The organism is Chthonobacter albigriseus (assembly GCF_013839445.1).
GTDB classification, from domain to species: Bacteria; Pseudomonadota; Alphaproteobacteria; order Rhizobiales; family Pleomorphomonadaceae; genus Chthonobacter; species Chthonobacter albigriseus.
Genome location: NZ_JACDIT010000001.1, coordinates 301,636 through 322,362, shown reverse-complemented (window position 1 = coordinate 322,362; position 20,727 = coordinate 301,636). Strand labels below are relative to the sequence as shown.

Sequence of the window (20,727 nt, the reverse complement as noted above, 5' to 3'; positions counted from 1 at the left end):
AGCTAAGCATCAGCGGGGGGGCACCTCCGCTGGTGCTTTCCTTTGCCAGGCTCGTTCCGGAGAGCGCGATGACCTATTCCGACATCCTGATGCTGCTTCCGGTCACGCTGGCCGACGGCTTGGTTCTTGGCCTCGTCTACGCCACCATCGCGCTCGGTTACTCCATGGTCTACGGCGTGCTCGGCTTAATCAACTTCGCCCACTCCGAGATCTTCATGGTCGGGGCGATCGTCTCGGTCGAGGTGATGACCTACGCCTTCGTGGGCAGCGACCTCCACCCGATCATCCAGATCGCCGTCGCCATGGTCTGCGCTGCCACGGTGTCCGGAACGCTGGCCGTCGCGGCCGAGCGGATCGCCTATCGCCCGCTGCGCATCCGCAAGGCGCCGTTTCTGGCGCCCCTGATCACCGCCATCGGCATCAGCCTCTTCCTGCAGGACGCCGTCCGCTTCATCGAGAGCCTGTTCGGTCAGTTCATCCGCCCGTTTCCGAGCATCCCGTTTTTCGACCAGCAGATCCCGCTGACCGCCAACGACACCATCTCCTACAAGTCGGTCACGATCCTCGTCATCGCGGGCACGATGCTTCTGACGCTCAACTACCTTGTCCAGCACACCAAGCTCGGCAAGGCGATCCGTGCCGTCGCGCTCGACCGCAAGGCGGCGAGCCTGATGGGCGTCAACGTCGACCGCATCATCATGATTACGTTCCTGATCGGCGGAATTCTCGCCGGCGTCGCGGGCGTCCTCTACGCTCTGCAGTTCGGCCGAGTCGATCCCTTCACGGGATTCATTCCTGGGCTCAAGGCCTTCACGGCCGCCGTGCTCGGCGGCATCGGCAGCATCCCCGGTGCGATGCTCGGCGGCGTGATCCTCGGCATCCTGGAGGTTCTGATCGGCACCTACGCGCCGATCTTCACCAACAACGTGATCGGAACCGAATACAAGGACATCTTCGCCTTCGGCATCCTGATCATCATCCTCATCTTCAAGCCAACCGGTCTTCTCGGCCGCTCCACGACGGAGAAGGTATGAGCCATGGCAACCGCGAAGAAAGACCGCTCGCTTCTCGTCGTTTCCTACACGGCAATCATGGTTCTGCTGAAGATGACCGTGTTCACCGGCACGGGCCTGTTCGACACTTTCGCCTTCATTCTGCTGTTCCTCTCGCTCTTCTTCGCGACCGACCACAGCATCGTCCAGCCCTGGGCGCGGCGACTGGTCGTGGGCGGGGTGCTCTTCGTCGTCATGCCGGTGATCGGCATCGGCAACACCTTCTACCTCGACGTTGTCACCCAGGTCGCGATCTACGCGGTCCTGGCGCTCGGCCTCAACATCGTGGTCGGCTTCGCCGGACTGCTCGACCTCGGGTTCGTCGCCTTCTTCGCCGTCGGTGCCTACTTCTGGGCGATCGTTGGATCGACGCAAGGAAACGAAATCTTCGGCGGAGGCTTCCCGCTCCCGGCCGACATGTTCTTCCTCGCCACCATCGTCAGCATCGGCCTTGCGGCCCTCGCGGGCGTCCTGCTCGGCCTCCCCGTTCTCAGGCTGCGCGGCGATTATCTCGCCATGGTCACTCTCGGCTTCGGCGAGGTGATCCGCGTTCTCGCCAACAATCTCGACAAGCCGGTCAACATCACCAACGGCCCGCAGGGGATCACCTCCATCGGCCAGCCGCTGACCGAGGTCGCCGCCGCGCTGGCGTCGCCTGCCGTCGCCGAATTCAAATGGCAGGCTCTGATCTACTACGGCCTCGTGCTCCTCGCGCTCGGCGGCGCCCTGGTCGTCAACAAGCGCCTCGACGCTTCCAAGATCGGACGGGCCTGGATCGCCATCCGCGAGGACGAGATCGCCGCCCAGGCGATGGGCATCCCGCTCGTCCACACCAAGCTGATCGCCTTCGCCACCGGCGCGTCCTTCGCCGGCGCGATGGGCGCGCTCTACGCCGCCAAGCAGACCTTCGTCAGCCCTGAGTCCTTCGACTTCAACCAGTCCATCGGCATCCTCGCGATGATCGTGTTCGGCGGTCTCGGTTCGATCCGCGGCGCCATCACCGGCGCCGCTCTCGTCACCATCCTCAACCTGCAGGTCCTCAAGGCCCTCAGCACCGGCCTGAACAACCTCCGCAGCTCCGGATACGAGATCCTCGGCTTCAACTTCGCCGACATCCCCTCCCAGTTCGAGCCATCCAAATACGAGCGTCTGATCTTCGGCGTCATTCTCGTCGCCATGATGCTCTACCGCCCGCGCGGACTGGTCCCGGCCGAGCGGGGAACACTCGTCGCCGACGAAGCGGAGCTGGGCACCGGCAAGGAGAACGCCCGATGACGACGCCGCTCCTCAAGGTCACCGGCCTCCGCAAGCGCTTCGGCGGCCTCGTCGCGGTCGACAACGTCAGCTTCAGCGTCGGCGAACGCGCCATCGTATCCGTGATCGGACCCAACGGCGCCGGCAAGACGACGTTCTTCAACCTGATCACTGGCATCTACGAACCGGACGAGGGCGAGGTGCTCCTCTCCGGCCGCTCGATCACAGGCCTTCGCCCGGACCAGATCGCCGGCCGCGGCTTGGCGCGCACCTTCCAGAACATCCGCCTGTTCGCCGGGATGACCGTGCTGGAGAATGTGGTCGTCGCCCGCCATGCGCGGCTGAAGTCCGGCTACTGGGGCGCCCTGCTGCAGACCGCCCGCTATCACGACGAGATGCGCCAATCGATCGCGCGCGGCATGGAACTGCTTCGTTTCGTCGGGTTGTCGGCCAAGGCCAACGAACTCGCCGGCAATCTGCCCTATGGCGAACAACGCCGCCTCGAAATCGCGCGGGCGCTGGCGACCGAACCTGTCCTCCTGCTCTTGGACGAACCGTCCGCCGGCATGAACCCGCAGGAAACCGAGGTCGCCAAGCGGCTGATCCAGAGCATCCGGCAGGACTTCGGAATCAGCGTCGTCCTGATCGAGCACGACATGCGACTGGTTATGTCCGTATCCGACTCCATCACCGTCCTGGACTATGGGCGCAAGCTCACCGAGGGCTCGCCGCAACACGTGCGCCAGCACCCGGATGTCGTCGCCGCTTATCTCGGCAAGGGCGTCGCGGCTGGAACCGCTGCAACCACCACTGCCGGGAGTGCTCTCCGATGACCGCCGGAAGCCAGACCGCGCCGCTCCTGGAGGTGCGCGACCTGCAGGCCTACTACGGCCACATCCATGCGCTGAAAGGCGTGTCGTTCAAGGTCGAGAAGGGCGAGATCGTCACTCTGATCGGCGGTAATGGCGCAGGCAAGACCACCACGCTCGCCACCATCTCGCGCCTGCTGACGTCCAGCACCGGGGACATCCTCTTCGAGGGTCGCTCGATCACCGGCCTGGAACCGCACGACGTGGTCAACGCCGGCATCGCCCACGTCCCGGAGGGGCGCCGCATCTTCAGCGGTCTGACGATCCTGGAGAACCTGGAGATGGGCGCCTTTGCCCTCTCCGACAAGGCCGAGATCGCCCGGCGCCTGGAGCACGGATTCACGCTGTTCCCGCGCCTGAAGGAGCGCGTCAAGCAACTCGGAGGAACGCTGTCGGGCGGCGAGCAGCAGATGCTCGCGGTCGCCCGCGCCCTGATGCAGAACCCGCGCATCCTGCTTCTCGACGAACCGTCGATGGGCCTGTCGCCACTTTTCGTCGAGCGCATCTTCGAGATCATCGAGGCGATCAACCGCGAGGGCACCACCGTCCTCCTCGTCGAGCAGAACGCCCACATGGCGCTCGGCATCGCCCACCGCGCCTACGTTCTGAAGAACGGCGAGATCGCGATGGAAGGCGATGCCCGGCATCTCCTCTCGGACGACGCCATCCGCGAAGCCTATCTCGGCGAGGGCTGACGCCGTCCGCGCTCGGTTCCGACCCGCCGGCGTTCCCAGGTTGGGCCGCATGCCGGGAGGGGCGGCCCGCAGCCTCTCGCCTGGCCGGCTGGCGCGTAGACTTGTGCCACGTAAAGTTGTCCCCTTGCAGGGGCAAGCCGTTCGTAAGGCATTTCGCAAGATTTGCCTTGATCAACAGCAGTCCAGCAAATAGCAGTAATCTTCGAGCGCGAACGCACTCGAACGATTTCAGAATGCATTGCAGGATTCAACGTGGCAAAGACCGAAAACGCGGATCTTGTGCGATCCCTGACCCAGCTGTCCGAGCGTTTGCGCGGTGCGCAGCGTGAACTGATTCTCAGTGCAGCCCGGTCGGGTCAGCTGCCGCCCGAGAACATGATCCGCCGCATCTCCGATCTTGAGAACACGATTGTCGCGGTCGAGACCCTGATCGCCGAAGAGAAGTAGTCCGGTCAGAGACTTCGAGCCGGCTGTCGAGCGTCGCCGTTCGGCAGCGCGGCCAGCACGTCCGTTGCCCGAAACGGCTTCTCGATCACCGGGCAGCCGTCCACGAAACCGGCGTCAACACCCTGGCCGAAGTGATCGCCGGTCACGAACACGATCCGGTCCGCCAGCTCCGGATCCCGCCGTGCAAGGGCGCTGCGGAACCCCCGTCCATCGAGTTCAGGCATCCTGAGGTCGCAGAACACCGCATCGTAGCGGCGGTCCTCCGTTCTGCGCAGCCCTGCTTTGCCGTTTTCCGCGACGTCTACGCTGTGGCCGGCCCGCGTGAGAATCTCACGGATCAGATCGGCTACCTCCGGCTCGTCGTCGACCACCAGCACGCTGAGCCCGCCCGGCGCTTTGGCGGGCGGCGGAACCGCGGTGTCCAACGCCGGTGCCAGCGGGGCCTCGATCGGCAGCGACACGCGGAACCGGGCCCCGCCGCCCGGGACGTTCTCCACCGACAGGCTGCCGTTGTGGGAAGCGATCATCCCCTGGCTCACCGCAAGCCCGACCCCGGTGCCCATCCCGACGTCCTTGGTGGTGAAGAACGGCTCGAAGATCCGCGCCGTCAGGGCGGCAGGGACTCCGGGCCCCGTATCCTCCACCTCGATCGAGAGATGCGACAGGAAGGCGTCCATGCCCGTGCGGACGGTCAGCACGCGCGGCCCGTCCACCGTGCCCATCGCCTGCACGGCGTTGATCATCAGGTTGACGAGGACCTGCACGATCTGGTCGCTGTCGGCCTGGGTGGCCGGCAGGTTCGGTTGCAGGTCGAGCACCACCTCCACGCCGCTGGATCGCGCCGCATAGCCCACCATCTCCAGCGCCGTGTGCACCACCTGGTCCAGCCGCGTCGCGCGACGCGCCGTGGGGCTCTGGCGCGCCATCTTCAGGAAGGTCTGAGCGATGCGGGCACAGCGTTCAGCCGCCTCGCGCAGCCTGCGGATCTGGTCCATCTGCCGCGCGTCGCGGCAGTCCTCCTCCAGCATGATCGCTCGCCCGACGACCACCGACAAAGGATTGTTCAGCTCGTGCGCGATCCCGGCGAGCAGGGATCCGAGTGCCGACATCTTCTCGCTCTGATACCGGGCGTTCCGCTGCCGGGCGACCTCGGCCTCCGCGGCCCGCCGCTCGGTGAGGTCGCGCAGATAGGCCACGAACAGGCGCCGATGCGCGACATGGATCTCCGTGATCGTCAGTTCGACAGGAATCAGGCTCCCGTCCGCCTTCAGGCCGTTAGCCTCCACGCGCCGACCCATCATCCGGGACGGTCCGCCGGCGAGGTAACGTCTGAACCCGGCCTCGTGGTGTTCGCGCTCCTCGTGGGGAATGATGCAGTCCGATAGCCGGCGGCCGAGCACGCTGGCACGGTCGTGACCGAACATCGCCTCGGCGGCCGGGTTGAATTCCAGCACGCGGCTTTCCTCGTCGATCACCACGATCCCGTCGAGCGCGGTGTTCAGCATCGCCTGTCGGCTCGCCTCGCTCATCACCAGACTGGAGCCGGACAGTTCGATGGCGTTGCCGATGAGGTAGGCCACCGACTCGAGCACCGATCGCTCGGCCTCCGTCCAGTCCCGCTCCACTTCGCAATCGTCGAAGCCGATGTGCCCCCACCAGAGACCGTTGACCATGATCGGGATCGACAGGAAGGACTTGATTCGCTGGTGCTCGAAGTCGTCGCGCAGATAACCGGTCAGGTCGCGGGTATGGCCATGGATCGTCTCGCCCCGCCGCCGCCGCGCGGTCCATTCCTCGAACAGCGGGTCGACGCCAAAAGCCTCGTCCACGTTGCGCGGATCCGCCGCCAGGCTGGCAAGCCCCGGGGCCGACCAGTCGTGCCGGCACGTCTGCCCCAGCCGTCCGTCCGCCAGTTCGTGGATCTGGAACAGGTAGACCCTGCACACGTTGAGCCGGTTGCCGAGCAGCGCGAGGATCTCCGGCATCCGGGCGGTCCAGTCGCGGTCGGAACGGAGCAGGCGCACGACGTCGGCGATCGCGCCCGACAGGTCACCCGTCTGTCCGCGGGGCAGGGCAGGTCCGTTCATGATGCCTCCGCCCCGCCCGGAATGAAGATGTAGCCCGCGCCGCGCACGGTCTTCAGCACGCGCGGCTTTTCCGGGTCGGTTTCGATCTTCTTGCGCAGGCGCATCACGCGGATGTCGATGCTCCGGTCGAACGCCTCGCCGTCCTTGTTGTGGGCCAATGACAACAGCAGGTCGCGCGACAACACGCGGTTCGGCCGCTCTGCAAACGCCTTCAGCAGATCGAACTCCATCGCCGTCAGCGGGATCTCCTCCCCGTCGACGCTGTAGAGCCTCTGCGAATCGAGGTTGAGCAGGCAGCGGCCGAGCCTGATCTCGCGCCCGAGCCGGCCCTGCGGTTGGTCGCCCGCTGTATGGCCGGGCGGTGTGAGTCGCCGGACCAGGCTGCGCACCCGTGCCAGCAGCTCGCGTGGGTCGAACGGCTTGGACATGTAGTCGTCGGCACCAAGTTCCAGGCCCACCACCCGATCCACCGTTTCCGAGCTCGCCGTCAGCATGATGATGCCGATTCCGCCCGACTGGCGGAGGTAGCGCGCCAGCGTCAGGCCATCCTCGCCTGGCATCTTGAGGTCGAGCACCACGACATGGACGGGACGTTCGGCAAGAATCGCGCGCATGTCCGCGCCGCCGGACGCGGTGCTGACCGCAAAGCCGTGGCGGGCGAGATAGTCCCGCACCATCTCGCGCAGCTCTGCCTCGTCGTCGACCACAAGCACATGCACGAGCGCGGCGCCGACGGCACCGGTTTCGCTAGACCTGGCAGTATCTGGCGTGTCTCGCATCGACGCCCCGCAAGGATGACCCTCAAGGTTATAGGCCGACACCCATCCGCGAAACAATTGAAACACAAAGCAGCCATTCGCGGAAAACACCTGAAATGTTGGCCCCCTAAAAGGCTGCATCGGTTTCGAACAACGGATTTTTCACGATGCTCAAGTCCTTCACCAGTCAGGCGGCCATTGCAGCCGTCATCGTCTCGCTCGGCGCGATTGCCGCCGGGATGGCTCCCGTCGCTGCCGAGCAGACCGGAACCTTCGACCCGGCCGATGCGGCCGCTGCCCACCTCCTCGCCGAGAGCCGCGGCGACGCGGTCATTGATGTGCCGGCCTGCGAACTCGCCACCTGGCCTTATTTGCCGACGGAATGCCTGCGGACCGAGAACGGCCGCCCGGTCGAGGAAGCACGTTGGATCACTGTCGAGGCACGTGTCGGAGAAAACGTCTCCGCCCTGGTCCGCAAACCCAAGTCGAACTGATCGGCGGGCACCTGGATTTCAAGCCGGTAGAGTATTTGAAAAGACTTTCATGTGACGCTCGGCACCTCGATCGTCACCTCCCGATTTCAGAAAGCCATTGACCGTGACCCTTTACGACTTGAAGCCGCGGTTCCAGAACTGGCTGCGGCCGATGGTCGAGGGTCTTGCCCGTCGCGGGGCCACGGCGAACCGGGTCACGATCGCAGCCGCCGCCGGCTCGATTGTCCTCGGGGTCGCCGTGGCCGCCGCAGCCCCTGTGCGCTGGCCCTTCCTTCTGCTGCCAATCTGGATATTCGTCCGCATGGCTCTCAACGCGGTCGACGGCATGCTCGCCCGCGAGTTCGGCCAGAAAAGCCGGCTCGGCGCCTACCTCAACGAACTCTCCGACGTCGTCTCCGATGCCGCACTCCTGCTCCCCTTCGCAGCGTTGCCGCCCTTCGGAGCCATCCCGGTCGCCGTCGTCGCGGTCTTCGCCGCGATGTCCGAGTTCGCCGGTGCGCTCGGAACGACCGTCGGCGCCTCCAGGCGCTACGACGGCCCGCTCGGCAAGAGCGACCGCGCGCTGGTGCTTGGTACGCTCGGCTTCTGGATCGGCATCGGCGGCGCTTTGCCGGACTGGCTGTCGGTGCTGATGCCCCTCCTCGCCATTTTGCTAGTGGTGACCATCTGGAATCGGGTCGCCCGCGGCCTGGCCGAGGCGGCCGCGCGTGGGGAAGGGGCCGCCCGATGACGCGCCGCAACCGGAGGCCGGCGCCATGACCGTGCTCGCCCGTGTCCTCGCCCCCATCGCAGCCGTCTGCGTCACCGGTTTCGCCCGCGTCGTCACCGGCGTGCGCGGAAACTGGTTCGGCTGCACGCCGGCGCCGGTTCCCCGCGTCTACTTCGCCAACCACGCCAGCCACGGCGATTTCGTCCTGATCTGGACCGTCCTTCCTGCGGCCTTGCGCCAGCGCACCCGGCCGGTCGCCGGAGCGGACTACTGGGAGGCGGACCGGATTCGGCGCTTCCTCGGACGCGAGGTCTTCCGCGCCGTCCTGATCGACCGCAATCCGGCCGCCCGCCGCGCCGATCCGATCGACGCCATGGTCTCCGCGCTCGACGCCGGCCAGTCGCTGATCCTGTTTCCGGAGGGGACCCGCAACACCACCGACGAGCCGTTGCTTCCCTTCAAGGCGGGTCTCTTCCACCTCGCCCGGAAGCGGCCGGAGGTCGAACTCGTGCCGGTCTACATCGACAACCTGAATCGCGTGATGCCGAAGGGCGAGTTCCTGCCGGTTCCGCTTCTCTGCACAGTCACCTTTGGAGCGCCGACGCGCCTGCAGGACGGGGAGGACAAGGCGTCCTTCCTCGACCGCACCCGCACCACGCTCCTGGACCTTCGCCGACCGGGGGGCGGCTGACCATGACCATGCACCAGCAGACGCTGCTACTCTTCCTCGGCATCGGCATCCTCCTCTCCGTCGCTTCGCTGATCGGTTGGGCGCTCGCCCGCCGCGCCGGCGACAAGCCGAGCCCGGTGGTGGAGAACCTCAACGCCCGCATCAAGGCCTGGTGGGTGATGGTCGCCTTGATCGGGCTGTCCTTCCTCGCCGGCAAGACGGGTGTCATCCTGCTCTTTGCCTTCGCATCCTTCGCCGCCCTCCGCGAATTCCTGACCATCACCGACACGCGCCGCGCCGATCACTACGCCCTCGCGGCAATGTTCTTCGTCGCCCTTCCGGTGCAGTACTACCTGCTCTGGATCGAGTGGTACGGCCTCTACGCCATCTTCATTCCCGTCTACGGTTTCCTAATCCTCCCCATCATCGCGGCTCTGCGCGGCGACACCACCCGCTACATGGAGCGGGTGGCTGAGATGCAGTGGGGGATGATGATCTGCATCTTCTGCCTGAGCCACGTACCGGCGCTGCTTACTCTGACGATCCCGGGTTACGAGGGCAGGGGCCTGCTGCTCGTTGCCTTTCTCGTCATCGTCGTCCAGTCCAGCGACGTCCTGCAGTACGTCTGGGGCAAGCTCTACGGCCGTCACAAGGTAGCGCCCAACCTTTCGCCGTCGAAGACCTGGGAAGGCCTGATCGGCGGCGTCGCGAGCGCCGTTCTGCTCGGGACTTCGCTCTGGTGGATCACGCCGTTCAGCCCGCTCCAGGCCGCCGGGCTCTCGCTCGTCATCACGCTGATGGGCTTCTTCGGCGGGCTAGTCATGTCCGCCATCAAGCGCGACCGCGGCGTGAAGGACTGGGGCCGCATGATCGAGGGCCACGGCGGCATGCTCGACCGGCTGGACTCGGTGATCTTCGCCGCGCCCATCTTCTTCCACCTCGTCCGCTATTGGTGGACGGTCTGACCGGCGGGCATAACCCGTTCGAAGCGTATGGATCGTTGCCCGCAACCCGGATAGAACCGTACTCCTGATGATAAGAAACCGAAGACGGGAGCGCCCCCGCTGGCCGTTGGCCGGCTGCGGAGGCGAAGCTTCGGTCGGGACATGGACGAGATGACGAGCAATCTGAAGCGCAATGCCGGGACGCCGCTCACCCCCGAGTGGTTCGAGGCGATCCAGGTCAATCTCTCCGCCGCCGAGCGCCGGGCGGCGAGCCTGCCCACCCGCCGGTCGGTCAAGAAGGAATACCAGGCCGCCTGGCTGGTGAAGGCGATCACCTGCATCGATCTCACTACGCTCGCCGGCGATGACACCCCGGGCCGCGTCCACCGCCTCGCCATGAAGGCCCGCCGGCCCCTGCGCGAGGACATCGTGGAGGGCCTCGGCCTTGCCGACGCACCGCCCAAGGTCGGCGCCGTCTGTGTCTATCCCACCATGGTCGCCCCCGCAGTGAAGGCGCTTGAAGGGTCCGGCATCCCGGTCGCCTCCGTCGCGACCGGCTTTCCCGCCGGCCTCACCCCGTTGCCCCAGCGGCTCGACGAGATCCGCTACGCCGTGGGCGAGGGCGCCGAGGAGATCGACATCGTCATCACCCGCGCCCATGTCCTGACGCAGGACTGGCAGGCGCTCTATGACGAGGTCGCCGCCATGCGCGAGGCCTGCGGCGACGCGCACCTCAAGGCGATCCTCGCCACCGGCGACCTGAAGACCCTGCGCAACGTCTACAAGGCGTCGATGGTTGCCATGCAGGCCGGGGCGGACTTCATCAAGACCTCCACCGGCAAGGAGGATATCAACGCCACGCTGCCCGTCAGCCTCGTCATGGTCCGCGCCTTGCGCGACTACGGCGAACTCACCGGCGAGCGCGTCGGCTTCAAGCCCGCCGGCGGCCTGAAGACCGCCAAGGACGCCCTGAACTGGCTGTTCCTGATGAAGGAGGAACTCGGCGCGCCCTGGCTGGAGCCGGATCTCTTCCGCCTCGGCGCCAGCTCCATGCTCGCCGACATCGAGCGCCAGCTCGAGCACTACGTCACCGGTCGCTACGCCTCGACCTCCCGCCACGCGCTCGCCTGAGAGAGGCTCCGATGACCGAGATCCGCGACATTCTCCGCACCATGGACTACGGCCCCTCTCCGGAAGCCAACGACCACGTCAAGGCCTGGCTCGCCGCCCACCCGGACGGCTTCGGTCACTTCATCGACGGCGCCTTCGCCCCGTCGTCGTCCGGTGCGACCTTCGAGGTCCGCGACCCGGCCCGTGACCAGCTTCTCGCCCGGGTCGCCGAAGGCACCGCCGAGGACGTCGACCGCGCCGTCGCTGCCGCCCGCCGCGCCTTCCCCGCCTGGTCGGCGCTTCCCGGCCACGCCCGCGCCCGCCACCTCTATGCGCTCGCCCGGCTCGTCCAGAAGCGTGAGCGGTTCCTCGCCGTCCTGGAGTCGATGGACAACGGCAAACCGATCCGCGAATCCCGCGACATCGACATCCCGCTCGTCGCCCGCCACTTCTACCATCATGCCGGATGGGCCGAGATCCTCGACACCGAGTTCCCGGACCATCGTCCGGTCGGCGTCTGCGGCCAGATCATCCCCTGGAACTTCCCGCTCCTGATGCTGGCCTGGAAGATCGCCCCGGCGCTCGCCGCCGGCAACACGGTCGTCCTGAAACCCGCCGAGTTCACCCCGCTTACCGCCATCGCCTTCGCCGAGATCTGCCGCGAGGCGGGGCTGCCCCCGGGCGTGGTCAACATCGTCAACGGCGACGGCACCACCGGCGCCGCCCTCGCCGGTCATCCTGATGTCGACAAGGTCGCCTTCACCGGCTCCACCGAGGTCGGCCGGCTGATCCGCGAATCCACCGCAGGCAGCGGCAAGAAGCTCTCCCTCGAGCTCGGCGGCAAGTCGCCCTTCATCGTCTTCGAGGACGCGGACCTCGACGCTGCGGTCGAGGGCGTTGTCGACGCCATCTGGTTCAACCAGGGCCAGGTCTGCTGCGCCGGCTCCCGCCTGCTGGTCCAGGAGGGCATCGCCGAGCGCTTCTACGCCCGCCTGCGCGCCCGGATGGAGACGCTGCGCGTCGGCGACCCCCTCGACAAGTCGATCGACATGGGCGCCATCGTCGCGCCAGTCCAACTGGAGCGCATCCGTGCGCTCGTCGAGAAGGGCAAGGCCGAGGGCGGCACGTTGTTCCAGTCCTCCGCGCCGATCCCGGCGAGCGGCTGCTTCTTCCCGCCCAGCCTGTTCACCGGCGTCGAGCCGGCGTCCACCGTCGCCGAGGTCGAGATCTTCGGTCCGGTTGCTGTCGCCATGACCTTCCGCACCCCCGGCGAAGCGGTGGAGCTCGCCAACAACTCGCGCTACGGCCTCGCCGCCTCGGTCTGGTCGGAGAACGTCAACCTCGCCCTGGAAACCGCCGCGCGGATCAAGGCCGGCGTGGTCTGGGTCAACTGTACCAACCTCTTCGACGCCGCCGCCGGCTTCGGCGGCTACCGCGAAAGCGGATTCGGCCGCGAGGGCGGCCGCGAAGGCCTCTACGAGTATCTTGTCCCCGCGTTCGAGAAGGCGCTCGCGGCCCCGTCCGAGGCTGCGCCCACGGCCCTCTCCGCTCTGCCGGCCGCCGAATCCGCGGTTCCCGAGGGCGCCATCGACCGCACCGCCAAGCTCTACATCGGCGGCAAGCAGGCGCGTCCGGATTCAGGCTACAGCTACACGGTCACCAGCCCCGACGGCCGCTCCCTCGGCCAGGCCGGACTCGGCAACCGCAAGGACATCCGCAATGCGGTCGAAGCGGCCGCCAAGGCCGGTTCGTGGGGCGGCGCCACCGCGCACAACCGCGCGCAGGTGCTCTACTACATCGGCGAGAACCTGTCCGCCCGCGCCACCGAGTTCGCCGACCGCATACGCGCCATGACCGGCGCCTCCGCCGATCGCGCCGCGGCAGAGGTCGAGGCTTCCGTCCGCCGGACCTTCGTCTACGCGGCCTGGGCCGACAAGTACGACGGCAGCGTGCACGCCACCAAGACGCGCAACGTCACCATCGCGATGAACGAGCCCTGGGGCGTCATGGGCGTGCTCTGCCCGGACGAGTCTCCCCTCCTGGCTTTCACGTCGCTGGTCATGCCGGCGATTGCCATGGGTAACCGCGTCGTGGTGGTGCCTTCGCCGCTCCATCCGCTGGCGGCGACCGATCTTTACCAGGTTCTGGACACCTCCGACCTGCCGGGCGGCGTGGTCAACATCGTCACCGGAGAGCGGGACGTGCTGGCCCGCACCTTGGCTGATCACGACGAGGTCGCGGCCGTCTGGTACTGGGGTTCCAAGGCGGGCAGCGCGGCTGTCGAAAAAGCGTCCGCAGGCAATCTGAAGGCCACGTGGGTCAACCACGGCCGCCGTCTCGACTGGTCGTCCTCCGATGCGGAAGGGCGCGAGTTCCTGCGCCGGGCCACCCAGGTCAAGAACATCTGGGTGCCCTACGGCGAGTGACGTCTCCGGCCGGCGGCGACAATCCGCCGGCTTCGCCTCAGGTCTCGTCCTTCAGATAGGGTTCCACCGGTCCCTTCAGCTTGAGCGTCAGCTGTTTGCCGGACCGGTCCCGCGCGGTGCCCGCCGCGACGCGGATCCAGCCCTCGCTGATGCAATACTCCTCCACGTTCGTCTTTTCCTGCCCCTTGAAGCGGATGCCGATACCTCGCTCCAGAAGCGCGGCATCGTAGAAGGGGCTGTCTGGATCGGTGGAAAGGCGGTCGGGCAGGGCGTCGGACATCGACAGCTCTCATGACATCGGGATCGGATCGGGCGACATCCATACCCCCGGTCGGCCGGTCTGCCAACCGTCGAGCCAACTCCAGCCCGAGCCGAGCTGTTCACGCCCCGTTAACCAACCGATTTCGTTGGTGGAAACAATCGCGGGTTGCCCGGATTGAGTGTGCAAGGGGCAAGGGAGCATGCCATGGGCACCGCCGCACCAACACCTGAGCTTGTCGTCGTCTCGCCCGCGAACGAGACCCGGCACGCTGTTCGCGAACTCACCGCCGGGACGGGATTGCGGATCGTGGACTGCGAAACGGCCGCGTCCTGCATCGACCATCTCAGCCTATCCGCCTCCGGAGTCGTGGCGGCCATCGTCGACCTCACCTCCGGGGACGATCCGTCGCCCGATCTCGTCTGGACGATCCTGTCCAACTGGCCGCGGATACGCATCATCACGCTCGACGCCAGCCATCCCCCGGGCAGCGCCCTTCGGACCTGGCGCCTGCGACCGCCGTTGAAGCCGATGGACCTGCTGGCAGCCCTTGAGGTGGCCATCCTGACCACGTCGCTGGAGACCATGCGGGCGCCGTCTCGCCGGCTGAACTGATCCCGTCACACGGTCTGTAGGCAATTCTTGGTGGTGTCCAGGATCCGCTTGATCTCCGGGCGGCAGGATCCGCAGTTCGAACCCGCCTTCAGGTGCCGTCCGATCTCGTCGACGGAGAGGCACGTCCCGGCGCGCACGGCCTCCTCGATGGTTTTCACGCCCACGTCGAAGCAGCTGCAGACGACGGCGCCGCCGTCCGCTCGTCCGGCCCCCGGCCGCCCTGCCAGCAGGCCCGCCAACAGGAGATCCGGCCCGCCGACGCCCAACTGCTCGGCGGCGAAGGCGCGCGACACGGCCACCGGCTCGGGGCCGATCCAAACGGCACCCATCAACCGGCCATGGCTCACCGCGGCGAACCGGTGCGATCCCGTCGACGCATCTGCCACCGCGATCAGCGGCTCGCTTGATGACATCCCGAGAATCCGCCGCGCCAGCGCTTCCGCGTCGACGGCGCCAGAGACCGCGGCGAACTCCAATCGGAAACCCTTCTTCGCCGGCGCCAGGGCGAAGTAGTCCAGCCCCTCCCGCGCAGGCTTGTGGATCGTCACGGCAAATCCGAACACGGTGGCCGGGAACCGCGCCACGTCGCAGCGACCGCCCTTCAACGCCGGCTGTCCGGAGATCGGGTCCACCAAGGGTGCCACCACGCTGTCGACCCGCCCGCGGGCCGTCAGCCGATCCGTCCAGTGCATCGGCACGAAGACGTTGCCCGGCAACACCCCGTCGGTGACTTGCGCGCGCACCACCACCGTCCCGTAGGGTGACGACACGGTTACCAGGCAGGCCGGTTCGATCCCGAGCGACAGGGCGTCCGCCGGATGGATCTGGCAGAACGGCTCGGCGATATGCCCCATCAGCCGCGGCGTTTTGGATGTCCGCGTCATCGTGTGCCACTGGTCGCGAATGCGACCTGTGTTCAGCACGAAGCGCCCTGATGGTGTGCGCGCCTGAGCGGTCGCCGGCGCCACGAACCGCAGCCGTCCGCCTGCCCGATAGCTCCTGCCGTCGCCCATCAACCGGCCGCCCGGGGCGGAGCCGTCCGCCCGCACCGGCCACTGCACCGGCTCCAGCCCGTCATAAGCGGCGTCGGAGAGCGTGGCGAGCCCGCCAAGGTCGAAGTCGCGCCGATCGGCGTTGAGGCGGTGGCTGAGCACCGCGTGCTCCCTGAACACCGCGGCCGGACTGCTTTCGTCGAAGCCTGGATATCCCATCCGCCGTCCGATTTCCGAAAGGATCCATCCGTCCGGCCGAGCCTCGCCGGGTGGTTCCAGAAACGCGCGCTGCCGCGAGATCCGTCTCTCCGAATTGGTCACGGTCCCGTTCTTCTCCCCCCAGGCGGCGGCGGGCAGCAGCACATCGGCATGGGCGGCGGTGTCCGTCTCGGCCGTGACGTCCGCCACCACCACGAACGGGCACGCCTTCAGCGCCTCCACGACCCCGTCGGCGTCCGGCAGGCTGTCCGCCGGATTGGTCGCCATCACCAGAAGGGCTTTGATCCGTCCGTCCCGCATGGCGGTGAACAGATCCACCGCCTTCAGGCCCGGCTTCTTCGGCAGGTGGGACACGCCCCAGAACGCCTGCACGCGGGCCCGGTCCTCTTCGTCGTCCAACGCGCCGTGCGCCGCCAGCTGGTTCGCCAATCCGCCGACCTCCCGACCGCCCATCGCGTTCGGCTGGCCGGTGATCGAAAAGGGCGAAGCCCCGGGCCGTCCGATCCGGCCGGTGGCAAGGTGGCAGTTGATGACCGCATTCACCCGGTCCGTCCCGTCGGCGGCCTGGTTGATGCCCTGGCTGAACACCGTGACGGTGCGCGACGTCCGCGCGAACAGGTCGTAGAAGCCCGAAATCTCCCGCTCGGTCAGTCCGGTCGCCGCCACGGCGCCCGCAAGCCCGATGGCCCGAGCCGCTGCCAGCGCGTCTTCAAAACCGTCCGTGTGCTCCGCGACGAAGGCGCGGTCCACCGCTCCGGTCCGATCCAGATGCGCCAGCAGGCCCGAGAACAGAGCCACATCGGATCCCGGCTGGATCGCCAGGTGCAGGTCCGCTGCGTCGGCGGTCGCAGTCCGGCGCGGATCGACGACGACGATCGTCAGCTCCGGCCGCTCCGCCTTGGCAGCCATCAGCCGCTGGTGCAGCACCGGGTGGCACCACGCGAGGTTGGAGCCCGTGAGCACGACCAGGTCGGCGATCTCCAGGTCCTCGTAGGTGCCGGGAACCGTATCGGTCCCGAACGCCCGCTTATGCCCGGCGACAGCCGATGCCATGCACAGCCGCGAGTTGGTGTCGATGTTCGCCGACCCGATGAAGCCCTTCATCAGCTTGTTGGCAAGGTAGTAGTCCTCCGTCAGCAGCTGGCCGGAGACGTAGAACGCCACGCTGTCCGGCCCGTGCTCCGCCACAGCAGAGCGGAACCGCTCTGCCACCAGGTCCAATGCCTCGTCCCAGGTCGCGCGCTGCCCGGCGATCACCGGGTGCAGCAGCCGGTCGTCAAGGCCGAGGGTTTCAGCCAGGGCCGAACCCTTGGCGCAGAGCCGTCCGAAGTTGGCCGGATGGGCCGGATCGCCGGCCACGCTCACCGATCCGTCGGCCGCCGTCCGCGCAATCACCCCGCAACCGACGCCGCAGTAGGGGCACGTGGTCCGGGTCACGGTCACAGCCGCCGGCGTGCCGCCCGATCCCGCCGCATCGTTCTCGGTGTCGCGCTTCACGGCCGTTATTCCGCCGCTTCCATGAGCCGCGGCAAACGGCTGAGATCGAGGTGCACGACCCCGTCCTCCACCAGCACCCCGATCACCTTGGTGCAGCCGCTGTCGGCACCCTGCGCCTCGCCCGTCTCCAGGCTGATAACCCAGTTGTGCAGCGGGCACGTCACGGCATGTCCGTGCACGATCCCCTCCGAAAGCGGCCCGCCCTTGTGCGGACAGCGGTTCCTGAGCGCGAAGACGCGCCCGTCAGCCGCCTTGAACACGGCGACCTCGCCGCCGTGCGTCTTCACCACCCGCGAACCCTGGAGCGGAATATCGTCTACCCGCCCCACCTTAACCCAGGGGCCGTCGAACCGGGTCTGCAGCATCTGGTTCATTCCGCCGCCTCCTTGAAGCCGACCTCGGCCATCGGCGCGAACTCGTGCGCTTCCAGACCCTTCACCCGCTCGGCCCACGGATCGACCTGCGAGAACTGCTGGCTGAACCGGAACCGGTCCGCGTAGACGCGGCGCCTCTCGGGATCATCCACGATCGCGGCCTTGATCGACGGGGTACCCACCCGCTTGGCCCACTTGTAGATCCGCTCCAGATAGCGGCCTTGCTCCCGGTAGAGCTGGGTGAGGGCGAGGATGATCTCCATTGCCTCCTCCTCCGTCGGCACCAGCGTCAGCACCTCGGTCTGCCGCACGTGCAGGCCGGCGGCGCCGGCGAAGTGGATCTCGTAGCCGGCTTCGACGCAGACCACGCCGATGTCCTTGCAGGTCGCCTCGGCGCAGTTGCGCGGGCAGCCGGAGACGCCGAGCTTCACCTTCGCTGGCGTCCAGGAGCCCCACATCGCCTTTTCGATCTTGATCCCGAGCCCGGTGGAGTCCTGCGTCCCGAACCGGCACCACTCCGACCCGACGCAGGTCTTCACGGTCCGAAGCCCCTTCGCGTAGGCCGCCCCGGAGATCATCCCCGCCTTGCCGAGATCGGCCCACACGGCGGGCAGATCCTCCTTGCGCACTCCGAGCAGGTCGATGCGCTGCCCGCCCGTCACCTTCACGGACGGGATGTTGAACTTCTCCGCCACGTCGGCGATCGCCCGGAGCTCGGCCGGGGAAGTAACCCCGCCCCACATCCGCGGCACCACCGAGTAGGTCCCGTCCTTCTGGATATTGGCGTGAACGCGCTCGTTGATGAACCGGCTCTGGCTGTCGTCCTCGTATTCGCCCGGCCACTCGCAAACGAGATAATAGTTGAGTGCCGGCCGGCATTTGGCGCAGCCGCAGGACGTCTTCCACGAAAGCTCCTGCATCACCGCCGGGATCGATCTGAGGCCCTTGGCCACGATCATCCGCCGCACCTCGTCGTGCCCGAGGTCGGTGCACTTGCAGATCGGCTCCACGGCCGCCGCCTGGTACTTGTCGCCGATGGTGGCGACGATCAGCTTCTCCACCAGCGGCGTGCAGCTGCCGCAGGACGCCGAGGCTTTGGTCACCGCCCGGACGTCGTCCAGCGAGCTCAGCCCCTTGGCCCCGATCGCCGAAACGATGGTGCCCTTGCAGACGCCGTTGCAGCCGCAGATTTGCGCGTCATCCGGCAAGGCTGCAACGGCCGCCGTAGGGTCCAGCGGTTCGCCCCCCGCGAACGCCGGCCCGAAGATCAGCGTGTCGCGCATCGCGCTGATGTCGCTGCCGCTCTTGATCAGGTCGAAGAACCAGCTCCCGTCCGCAGTCTCGCCGTAGAGCACCGCGCCGATCAGCACGTTGTCCCTCAGTACCAGCCGCTTGTAGACTCCGGGCGCCCGATAGACGATCTCCTGCCGGTCCTTGGCGTCCGCGAAATCTCCCGCCGAGAACAGGTCGATCCCCGTCACCTTCAGCTTCGTCGCCGTCACCGATCCGGTGTAGGCGCCTTCGCTTCCGGTCAGCCCCGCAGCCACCACCTTGGCGCTCTCGTAGAGCGGCGCCACCAGCCCGTAGCAGACGCCGCGGTGTTCCACGCATTCGCCCACCGCAAAGATGTCCGGATCCGACGTCCGCATCCCGTCGTCCACCAGCACCCCGCGATTGACTGCGAGACCAGCGTCCTTGGCGAGCGCCATGTTCGGCCGGATGCCGACCGCCATCACGACCAGGCTGCACGCGATCTCCCGACCGTCGTCGAGCTTCACGCCCGTCACCGTGGTGTCGCCGAGGATCGCGTGGGTGTTCGCCTTGCAGAGCACCTCGATCCCGCGGTCCTCGATCGCCTTCTGCAGCAGGTAGCCCGCCGCCGGGTCGAGCTGCCGCTCCATCAGCGTCGGCATCAGGTGGAGGACGGTCACTTCCATGCCCTGCGCGCGAAGCCCGGCGGCGGCCTCCAATCCCAGAAGGCCGCCGCCGATGACGACCGCGCGCCCTCCTTGAGACGCGGCCGCCATCATCTTCTCCACGTCGTCGAGATCGCGGTACGTGACGACCCCCGGCAGGTCCTTGCCCGGCAGCGGGATGATCAGCGGGTTGGAGCCCGTCGCGATCAGCAGCTTGTCGTAGCCGTGCACCGCGCCGCCCGCTGTCCGCACCGTCTTCGTCTCGCGATCGATCCCGACGATCGCCTCGCCCTTCACCAGCGTCACCCCGTTCGCCGCGTACCACGCGTCGTCGTGGATCAGGATGTCCTCGTAGGTCTTCTCGCCCGAAAGCACCGGCGAGAGCATGATGCGGTTGTAGTTCACCCGCGGTTCCGCGTTGAACACGGTGACGGCATAGGCGTCCCGGTCGGCCTCAAGCAGATGCTCCAGCACCCTGCCGGCGGCCATGCCGTTGCCGACGACGATCAGCGATGTCTTGTCCATGGGAGGCGGCCTCACGCGGCTTCCACGAAGCGGTTGCGCTCGTAGAGGAATTTCAGGACCGCGGAGCGGCAGCGGATGGTGGTGGGATCGGAGGCGAGCTCCAGCCGGTGGCGGGGCCGTTCCAGCGGCACGCCGAGCACCTCGCCGATCCGGGCGGACGGCCCGTTGGTCATCATCACGATGCGGTCGGAGAGGAGCACCGCCTCGTCCACGTCGTGGGTGATCATGATCACCGTGTTGCCGAGCGTGGCGTGGATCTGCATCACCTGGTCCTGCAGGTGCGCGCGGGTCAGCGCGTCGAGCGCCCCGAACGGCTCGTCGAGCAGCAGCACCTTCGGCTCCATGGCGAGCGCCCGGGCGATGCCGATGCGCTGCTTCATGCCGCCCGAGATCTCGGCCGGACGCTTGTCCTTGGCATGCGCCATGTGGACCAGCTCCAGGTTCCGCATCGTCCAGTCGTGCCGCTCCCCCTTGGACTTCTTGCCGGAGAACACCTTGTCGACCGCTAGCTTCACGTTCTCGTAGGCCGTCAGCCACGGCAGCAGGCTGTGGTTCTGGAACACCACGGCCCGCTCCGGCCCGGGGCCCTGCACTGCGGCGTTGTCGAGGAAGATGCCGCCGGTCGTGACCTCGGTGAGGCCGGCGATCAGGTTCAGGAGCGTCGACTTCCCGCAGCCGGAATGGCCGATGATCGACACGTACTCGCCGCGCGCCACATCCAGCGACACGCCCCGGAGAACCTCCGTCGTGGCGGCGCCGCGCGTGAAGGTCTTGCCCACGTTTTCGATGGAGAGATAGGCCTTGGTCATGGGGTC

19 protein-coding genes are annotated in these 20,727 nt (G+C 67.3%); 12 read left to right on the top strand and 7 right to left on the bottom strand.

Going from position 1 to position 20,727, the window contains the following annotated elements; genetic code table 11:
- Positions 1 to 68: 68 nt before the first annotated feature.
- The 5 genes from HZ321_RS01495 (at position 69) to HZ321_RS01475 (ending at position 4,317) form a co-directional block, all read left to right on the top strand.
- Positions 69 to 1,034: a branched-chain amino acid ABC transporter permease gene (locus HZ321_RS01495; protein ID WP_181699503.1), complete on the top strand. Its 966-nt coding sequence runs from the start codon at positions 69 to 71 to the stop codon at positions 1,032 to 1,034.
- Between the two features lie 3 nt (positions 1,035 to 1,037).
- The gene (locus tag HZ321_RS01490) at positions 1,038 to 2,327 is read left to right on the top strand and encodes a branched-chain amino acid ABC transporter permease (RefSeq protein ID WP_181699501.1); all 1,290 of its coding nucleotides are present in this window, start codon (positions 1,038 to 1,040) and stop codon (positions 2,325 to 2,327) included.
- Positions 2,324 to 3,139, top strand: coding sequence for an ABC transporter ATP-binding protein (locus HZ321_RS01485; protein WP_181699499.1), 816 nt, complete (start codon positions 2,324 to 2,326; stop codon positions 3,137 to 3,139). The genes HZ321_RS01490 and HZ321_RS01485 overlap by 4 nt, the downstream gene beginning before the upstream one ends.
- Complete coding sequence (locus tag HZ321_RS01480; RefSeq protein ID WP_181699497.1) at positions 3,136 to 3,870, top strand: ABC transporter ATP-binding protein; 735 nt, start codon at positions 3,136 to 3,138, stop codon at positions 3,868 to 3,870. The genes HZ321_RS01485 and HZ321_RS01480 overlap by 4 nt, the downstream gene beginning before the upstream one ends.
- Positions 3,871 to 4,122: 252 nt before the next feature.
- A complete protein-coding gene (locus HZ321_RS01475; protein WP_181701796.1) occupies positions 4,123 to 4,317 on the top strand; it encodes a hypothetical protein in 195 nt (64 codons plus the stop codon).
- Between the two features lie 5 nt (positions 4,318 to 4,322).
- Here the strand turns inward: HZ321_RS01475 and HZ321_RS01470 are convergent, their stop codons facing one another.
- Together HZ321_RS01470 and HZ321_RS01465 are read right to left on the bottom strand one after the other, a co-directional pair.
- Entirely contained in the window at positions 4,323 to 6,404 is a 2,082-nt protein-coding gene (locus HZ321_RS01470; protein ID WP_181699496.1) for a hybrid sensor histidine kinase/response regulator, read from the bottom strand.
- Positions 6,401 to 7,183, bottom strand: a complete 783-nt coding sequence (locus HZ321_RS01465; RefSeq protein ID WP_181699494.1) for a response regulator — start codon at positions 7,181 to 7,183, stop codon at positions 6,401 to 6,403. Before HZ321_RS01465 ends, HZ321_RS01470 begins: the two co-directional genes overlap by 4 nt.
- A 146-nt stretch (positions 7,184 to 7,329) precedes the next feature.
- On the opposite strand from HZ321_RS01465, the gene HZ321_RS01460 reads away from it, so the two are divergent.
- The 6 genes from HZ321_RS01460 (at position 7,330) to HZ321_RS01435 (ending at position 13,515) form a co-directional block, all read left to right on the top strand.
- A complete protein-coding gene (locus tag HZ321_RS01460) occupies positions 7,330 to 7,656 on the top strand; it encodes a hypothetical protein (RefSeq protein ID WP_181699492.1) in 327 nt (108 codons plus the stop codon).
- 103 nt (positions 7,657 to 7,759) lie between these two features.
- Positions 7,760 to 8,386, top strand: a complete 627-nt coding sequence (locus tag HZ321_RS01455; RefSeq protein ID WP_342343823.1) for a CDP-alcohol phosphatidyltransferase family protein — start codon at positions 7,760 to 7,762, stop codon at positions 8,384 to 8,386.
- A gap of 25 nt (positions 8,387 to 8,411) precedes the next feature.
- A complete protein-coding gene (locus tag HZ321_RS01450) occupies positions 8,412 to 9,056 on the top strand; it encodes a lysophospholipid acyltransferase family protein (RefSeq protein WP_181699490.1) in 645 nt (214 codons plus the stop codon).
- Positions 9,057 to 9,058: 2 nt separating this feature from the next.
- Entirely contained in the window at positions 9,059 to 10,000 is a 942-nt protein-coding gene (locus HZ321_RS01445; RefSeq protein ID WP_181699488.1) for a phosphatidate cytidylyltransferase, read from the top strand.
- A 150-nt stretch (positions 10,001 to 10,150) separates the two neighbouring features.
- The gene (gene deoC / locus HZ321_RS01440; protein WP_181699486.1) at positions 10,151 to 11,110 is read left to right on the top strand and encodes a deoxyribose-phosphate aldolase; all 960 of its coding nucleotides are present in this window, start codon (positions 10,151 to 10,153) and stop codon (positions 11,108 to 11,110) included.
- Between the two features lie 11 nt (positions 11,111 to 11,121).
- Positions 11,122 to 13,515, top strand: a complete 2,394-nt coding sequence (locus HZ321_RS01435) for an aldehyde dehydrogenase family protein (RefSeq protein WP_181699484.1) — start codon at positions 11,122 to 11,124, stop codon at positions 13,513 to 13,515.
- A 37-nt stretch (positions 13,516 to 13,552) separates the two neighbouring features.
- On the opposite strand, the gene HZ321_RS01430 is transcribed toward HZ321_RS01435, so the two are convergent.
- Complete coding sequence (locus HZ321_RS01430; RefSeq protein WP_181699482.1) at positions 13,553 to 13,795, bottom strand: DUF3297 family protein; 243 nt, start codon at positions 13,793 to 13,795, stop codon at positions 13,553 to 13,555.
- A 186-nt stretch (positions 13,796 to 13,981) separates the two neighbouring features.
- Between HZ321_RS01430 and HZ321_RS01425 the strand changes: the two genes are divergently transcribed.
- Positions 13,982 to 14,389: a hypothetical protein gene (locus HZ321_RS01425; RefSeq protein WP_181699480.1), complete on the top strand. Its 408-nt coding sequence runs from the start codon at positions 13,982 to 13,984 to the stop codon at positions 14,387 to 14,389.
- A 5-nt stretch (positions 14,390 to 14,394) separates the two neighbouring features.
- Here the strand turns inward: HZ321_RS01425 and HZ321_RS01420 are convergent, their stop codons facing one another.
- The 4 genes from HZ321_RS01420 to HZ321_RS01405 are packed head-to-tail and all read right to left on the bottom strand — an operon-like array spanning position 14,395 to position 20,721.
- Positions 14,395 to 17,043 carry a molybdopterin-dependent oxidoreductase gene (locus tag HZ321_RS01420; protein WP_181701694.1) on the bottom strand — a complete coding sequence of 883 codons (2,649 nt, stop codon included), beginning with the start codon at positions 17,041 to 17,043 and terminating at the stop codon, positions 14,395 to 14,397.
- Between the two features lie 59 nt (positions 17,044 to 17,102).
- The gene (gene nirD / locus HZ321_RS01415) at positions 17,103 to 17,471 is read right to left on the bottom strand and encodes a nitrite reductase small subunit NirD (protein ID WP_425305358.1); all 369 of its coding nucleotides are present in this window, start codon (positions 17,469 to 17,471) and stop codon (positions 17,103 to 17,105) included.
- Positions 17,468 to 19,912: a nitrite reductase large subunit NirB gene (nirB, locus tag HZ321_RS01410; protein ID WP_181699478.1), complete on the bottom strand. Its 2,445-nt coding sequence runs from the start codon at positions 19,910 to 19,912 to the stop codon at positions 17,468 to 17,470. The genes nirD and nirB overlap by 4 nt, the downstream gene beginning before the upstream one ends.
- 11 nt (positions 19,913 to 19,923) lie before the next feature.
- Complete coding sequence (locus tag HZ321_RS01405) at positions 19,924 to 20,721, bottom strand: ABC transporter ATP-binding protein (protein WP_181699476.1); 798 nt, start codon at positions 20,719 to 20,721, stop codon at positions 19,924 to 19,926.
- Between the last annotated feature and the right edge of the window lie 6 nt (positions 20,722 to 20,727).

Coding starts and splice junctions, on each gene's coding strand:
- HZ321_RS01495 (WP_181699503.1), top strand. CDS start 69: ATGACCTATTCCGACATCCTGATGCTGCTTCCGGTCACGCTGGCCGAC.
- HZ321_RS01490 (WP_181699501.1), top strand. CDS start 1,038: ATGGCAACCGCGAAGAAAGACCGCTCGCTTCTCGTCGTTTCCTACACG.
- HZ321_RS01485 (WP_181699499.1), top strand. CDS start 2,324: ATGACGACGCCGCTCCTCAAGGTCACCGGCCTCCGCAAGCGCTTCGGC.
- HZ321_RS01480 (WP_181699497.1), top strand. CDS start 3,136: ATGACCGCCGGAAGCCAGACCGCGCCGCTCCTGGAGGTGCGCGACCTG.
- HZ321_RS01470 (WP_181699496.1), bottom strand. CDS start 6,404: ATGAACGGACCTGCCCTGCCCCGCGGACAGACGGGTGACCTGTCGGGC.
- HZ321_RS01465 (WP_181699494.1), bottom strand. CDS start 7,183: ATGCGAGACACGCCAGATACTGCCAGGTCTAGCGAAACCGGTGCCGTC.
- HZ321_RS01460 (WP_181699492.1), top strand. CDS start 7,330: ATGCTCAAGTCCTTCACCAGTCAGGCGGCCATTGCAGCCGTCATCGTC.
- HZ321_RS01450 (WP_181699490.1), top strand. CDS start 8,412: ATGACCGTGCTCGCCCGTGTCCTCGCCCCCATCGCAGCCGTCTGCGTC.
- HZ321_RS01445 (WP_181699488.1), top strand. CDS start 9,059: ATGACCATGCACCAGCAGACGCTGCTACTCTTCCTCGGCATCGGCATC.
- deoC (WP_181699486.1), top strand. CDS start 10,151: ATGACGAGCAATCTGAAGCGCAATGCCGGGACGCCGCTCACCCCCGAG.
- HZ321_RS01435 (WP_181699484.1), top strand. CDS start 11,122: ATGACCGAGATCCGCGACATTCTCCGCACCATGGACTACGGCCCCTCT.
- HZ321_RS01430 (WP_181699482.1), bottom strand. CDS start 13,795: ATGTCCGACGCCCTGCCCGACCGCCTTTCCACCGATCCAGACAGCCCC.
- HZ321_RS01425 (WP_181699480.1), top strand. CDS start 13,982: ATGGGCACCGCCGCACCAACACCTGAGCTTGTCGTCGTCTCGCCCGCG.
- nirD (WP_425305358.1), bottom strand. CDS start 17,471: ATGAACCAGATGCTGCAGACCCGGTTCGACGGCCCCTGGGTTAAGGTG.
- nirB (WP_181699478.1), bottom strand. CDS start 19,912: ATGGACAAGACATCGCTGATCGTCGTCGGCAACGGCATGGCCGCCGGC.
- HZ321_RS01405 (WP_181699476.1), bottom strand. CDS start 20,721: ATGACCAAGGCCTATCTCTCCATCGAAAACGTGGGCAAGACCTTCACG.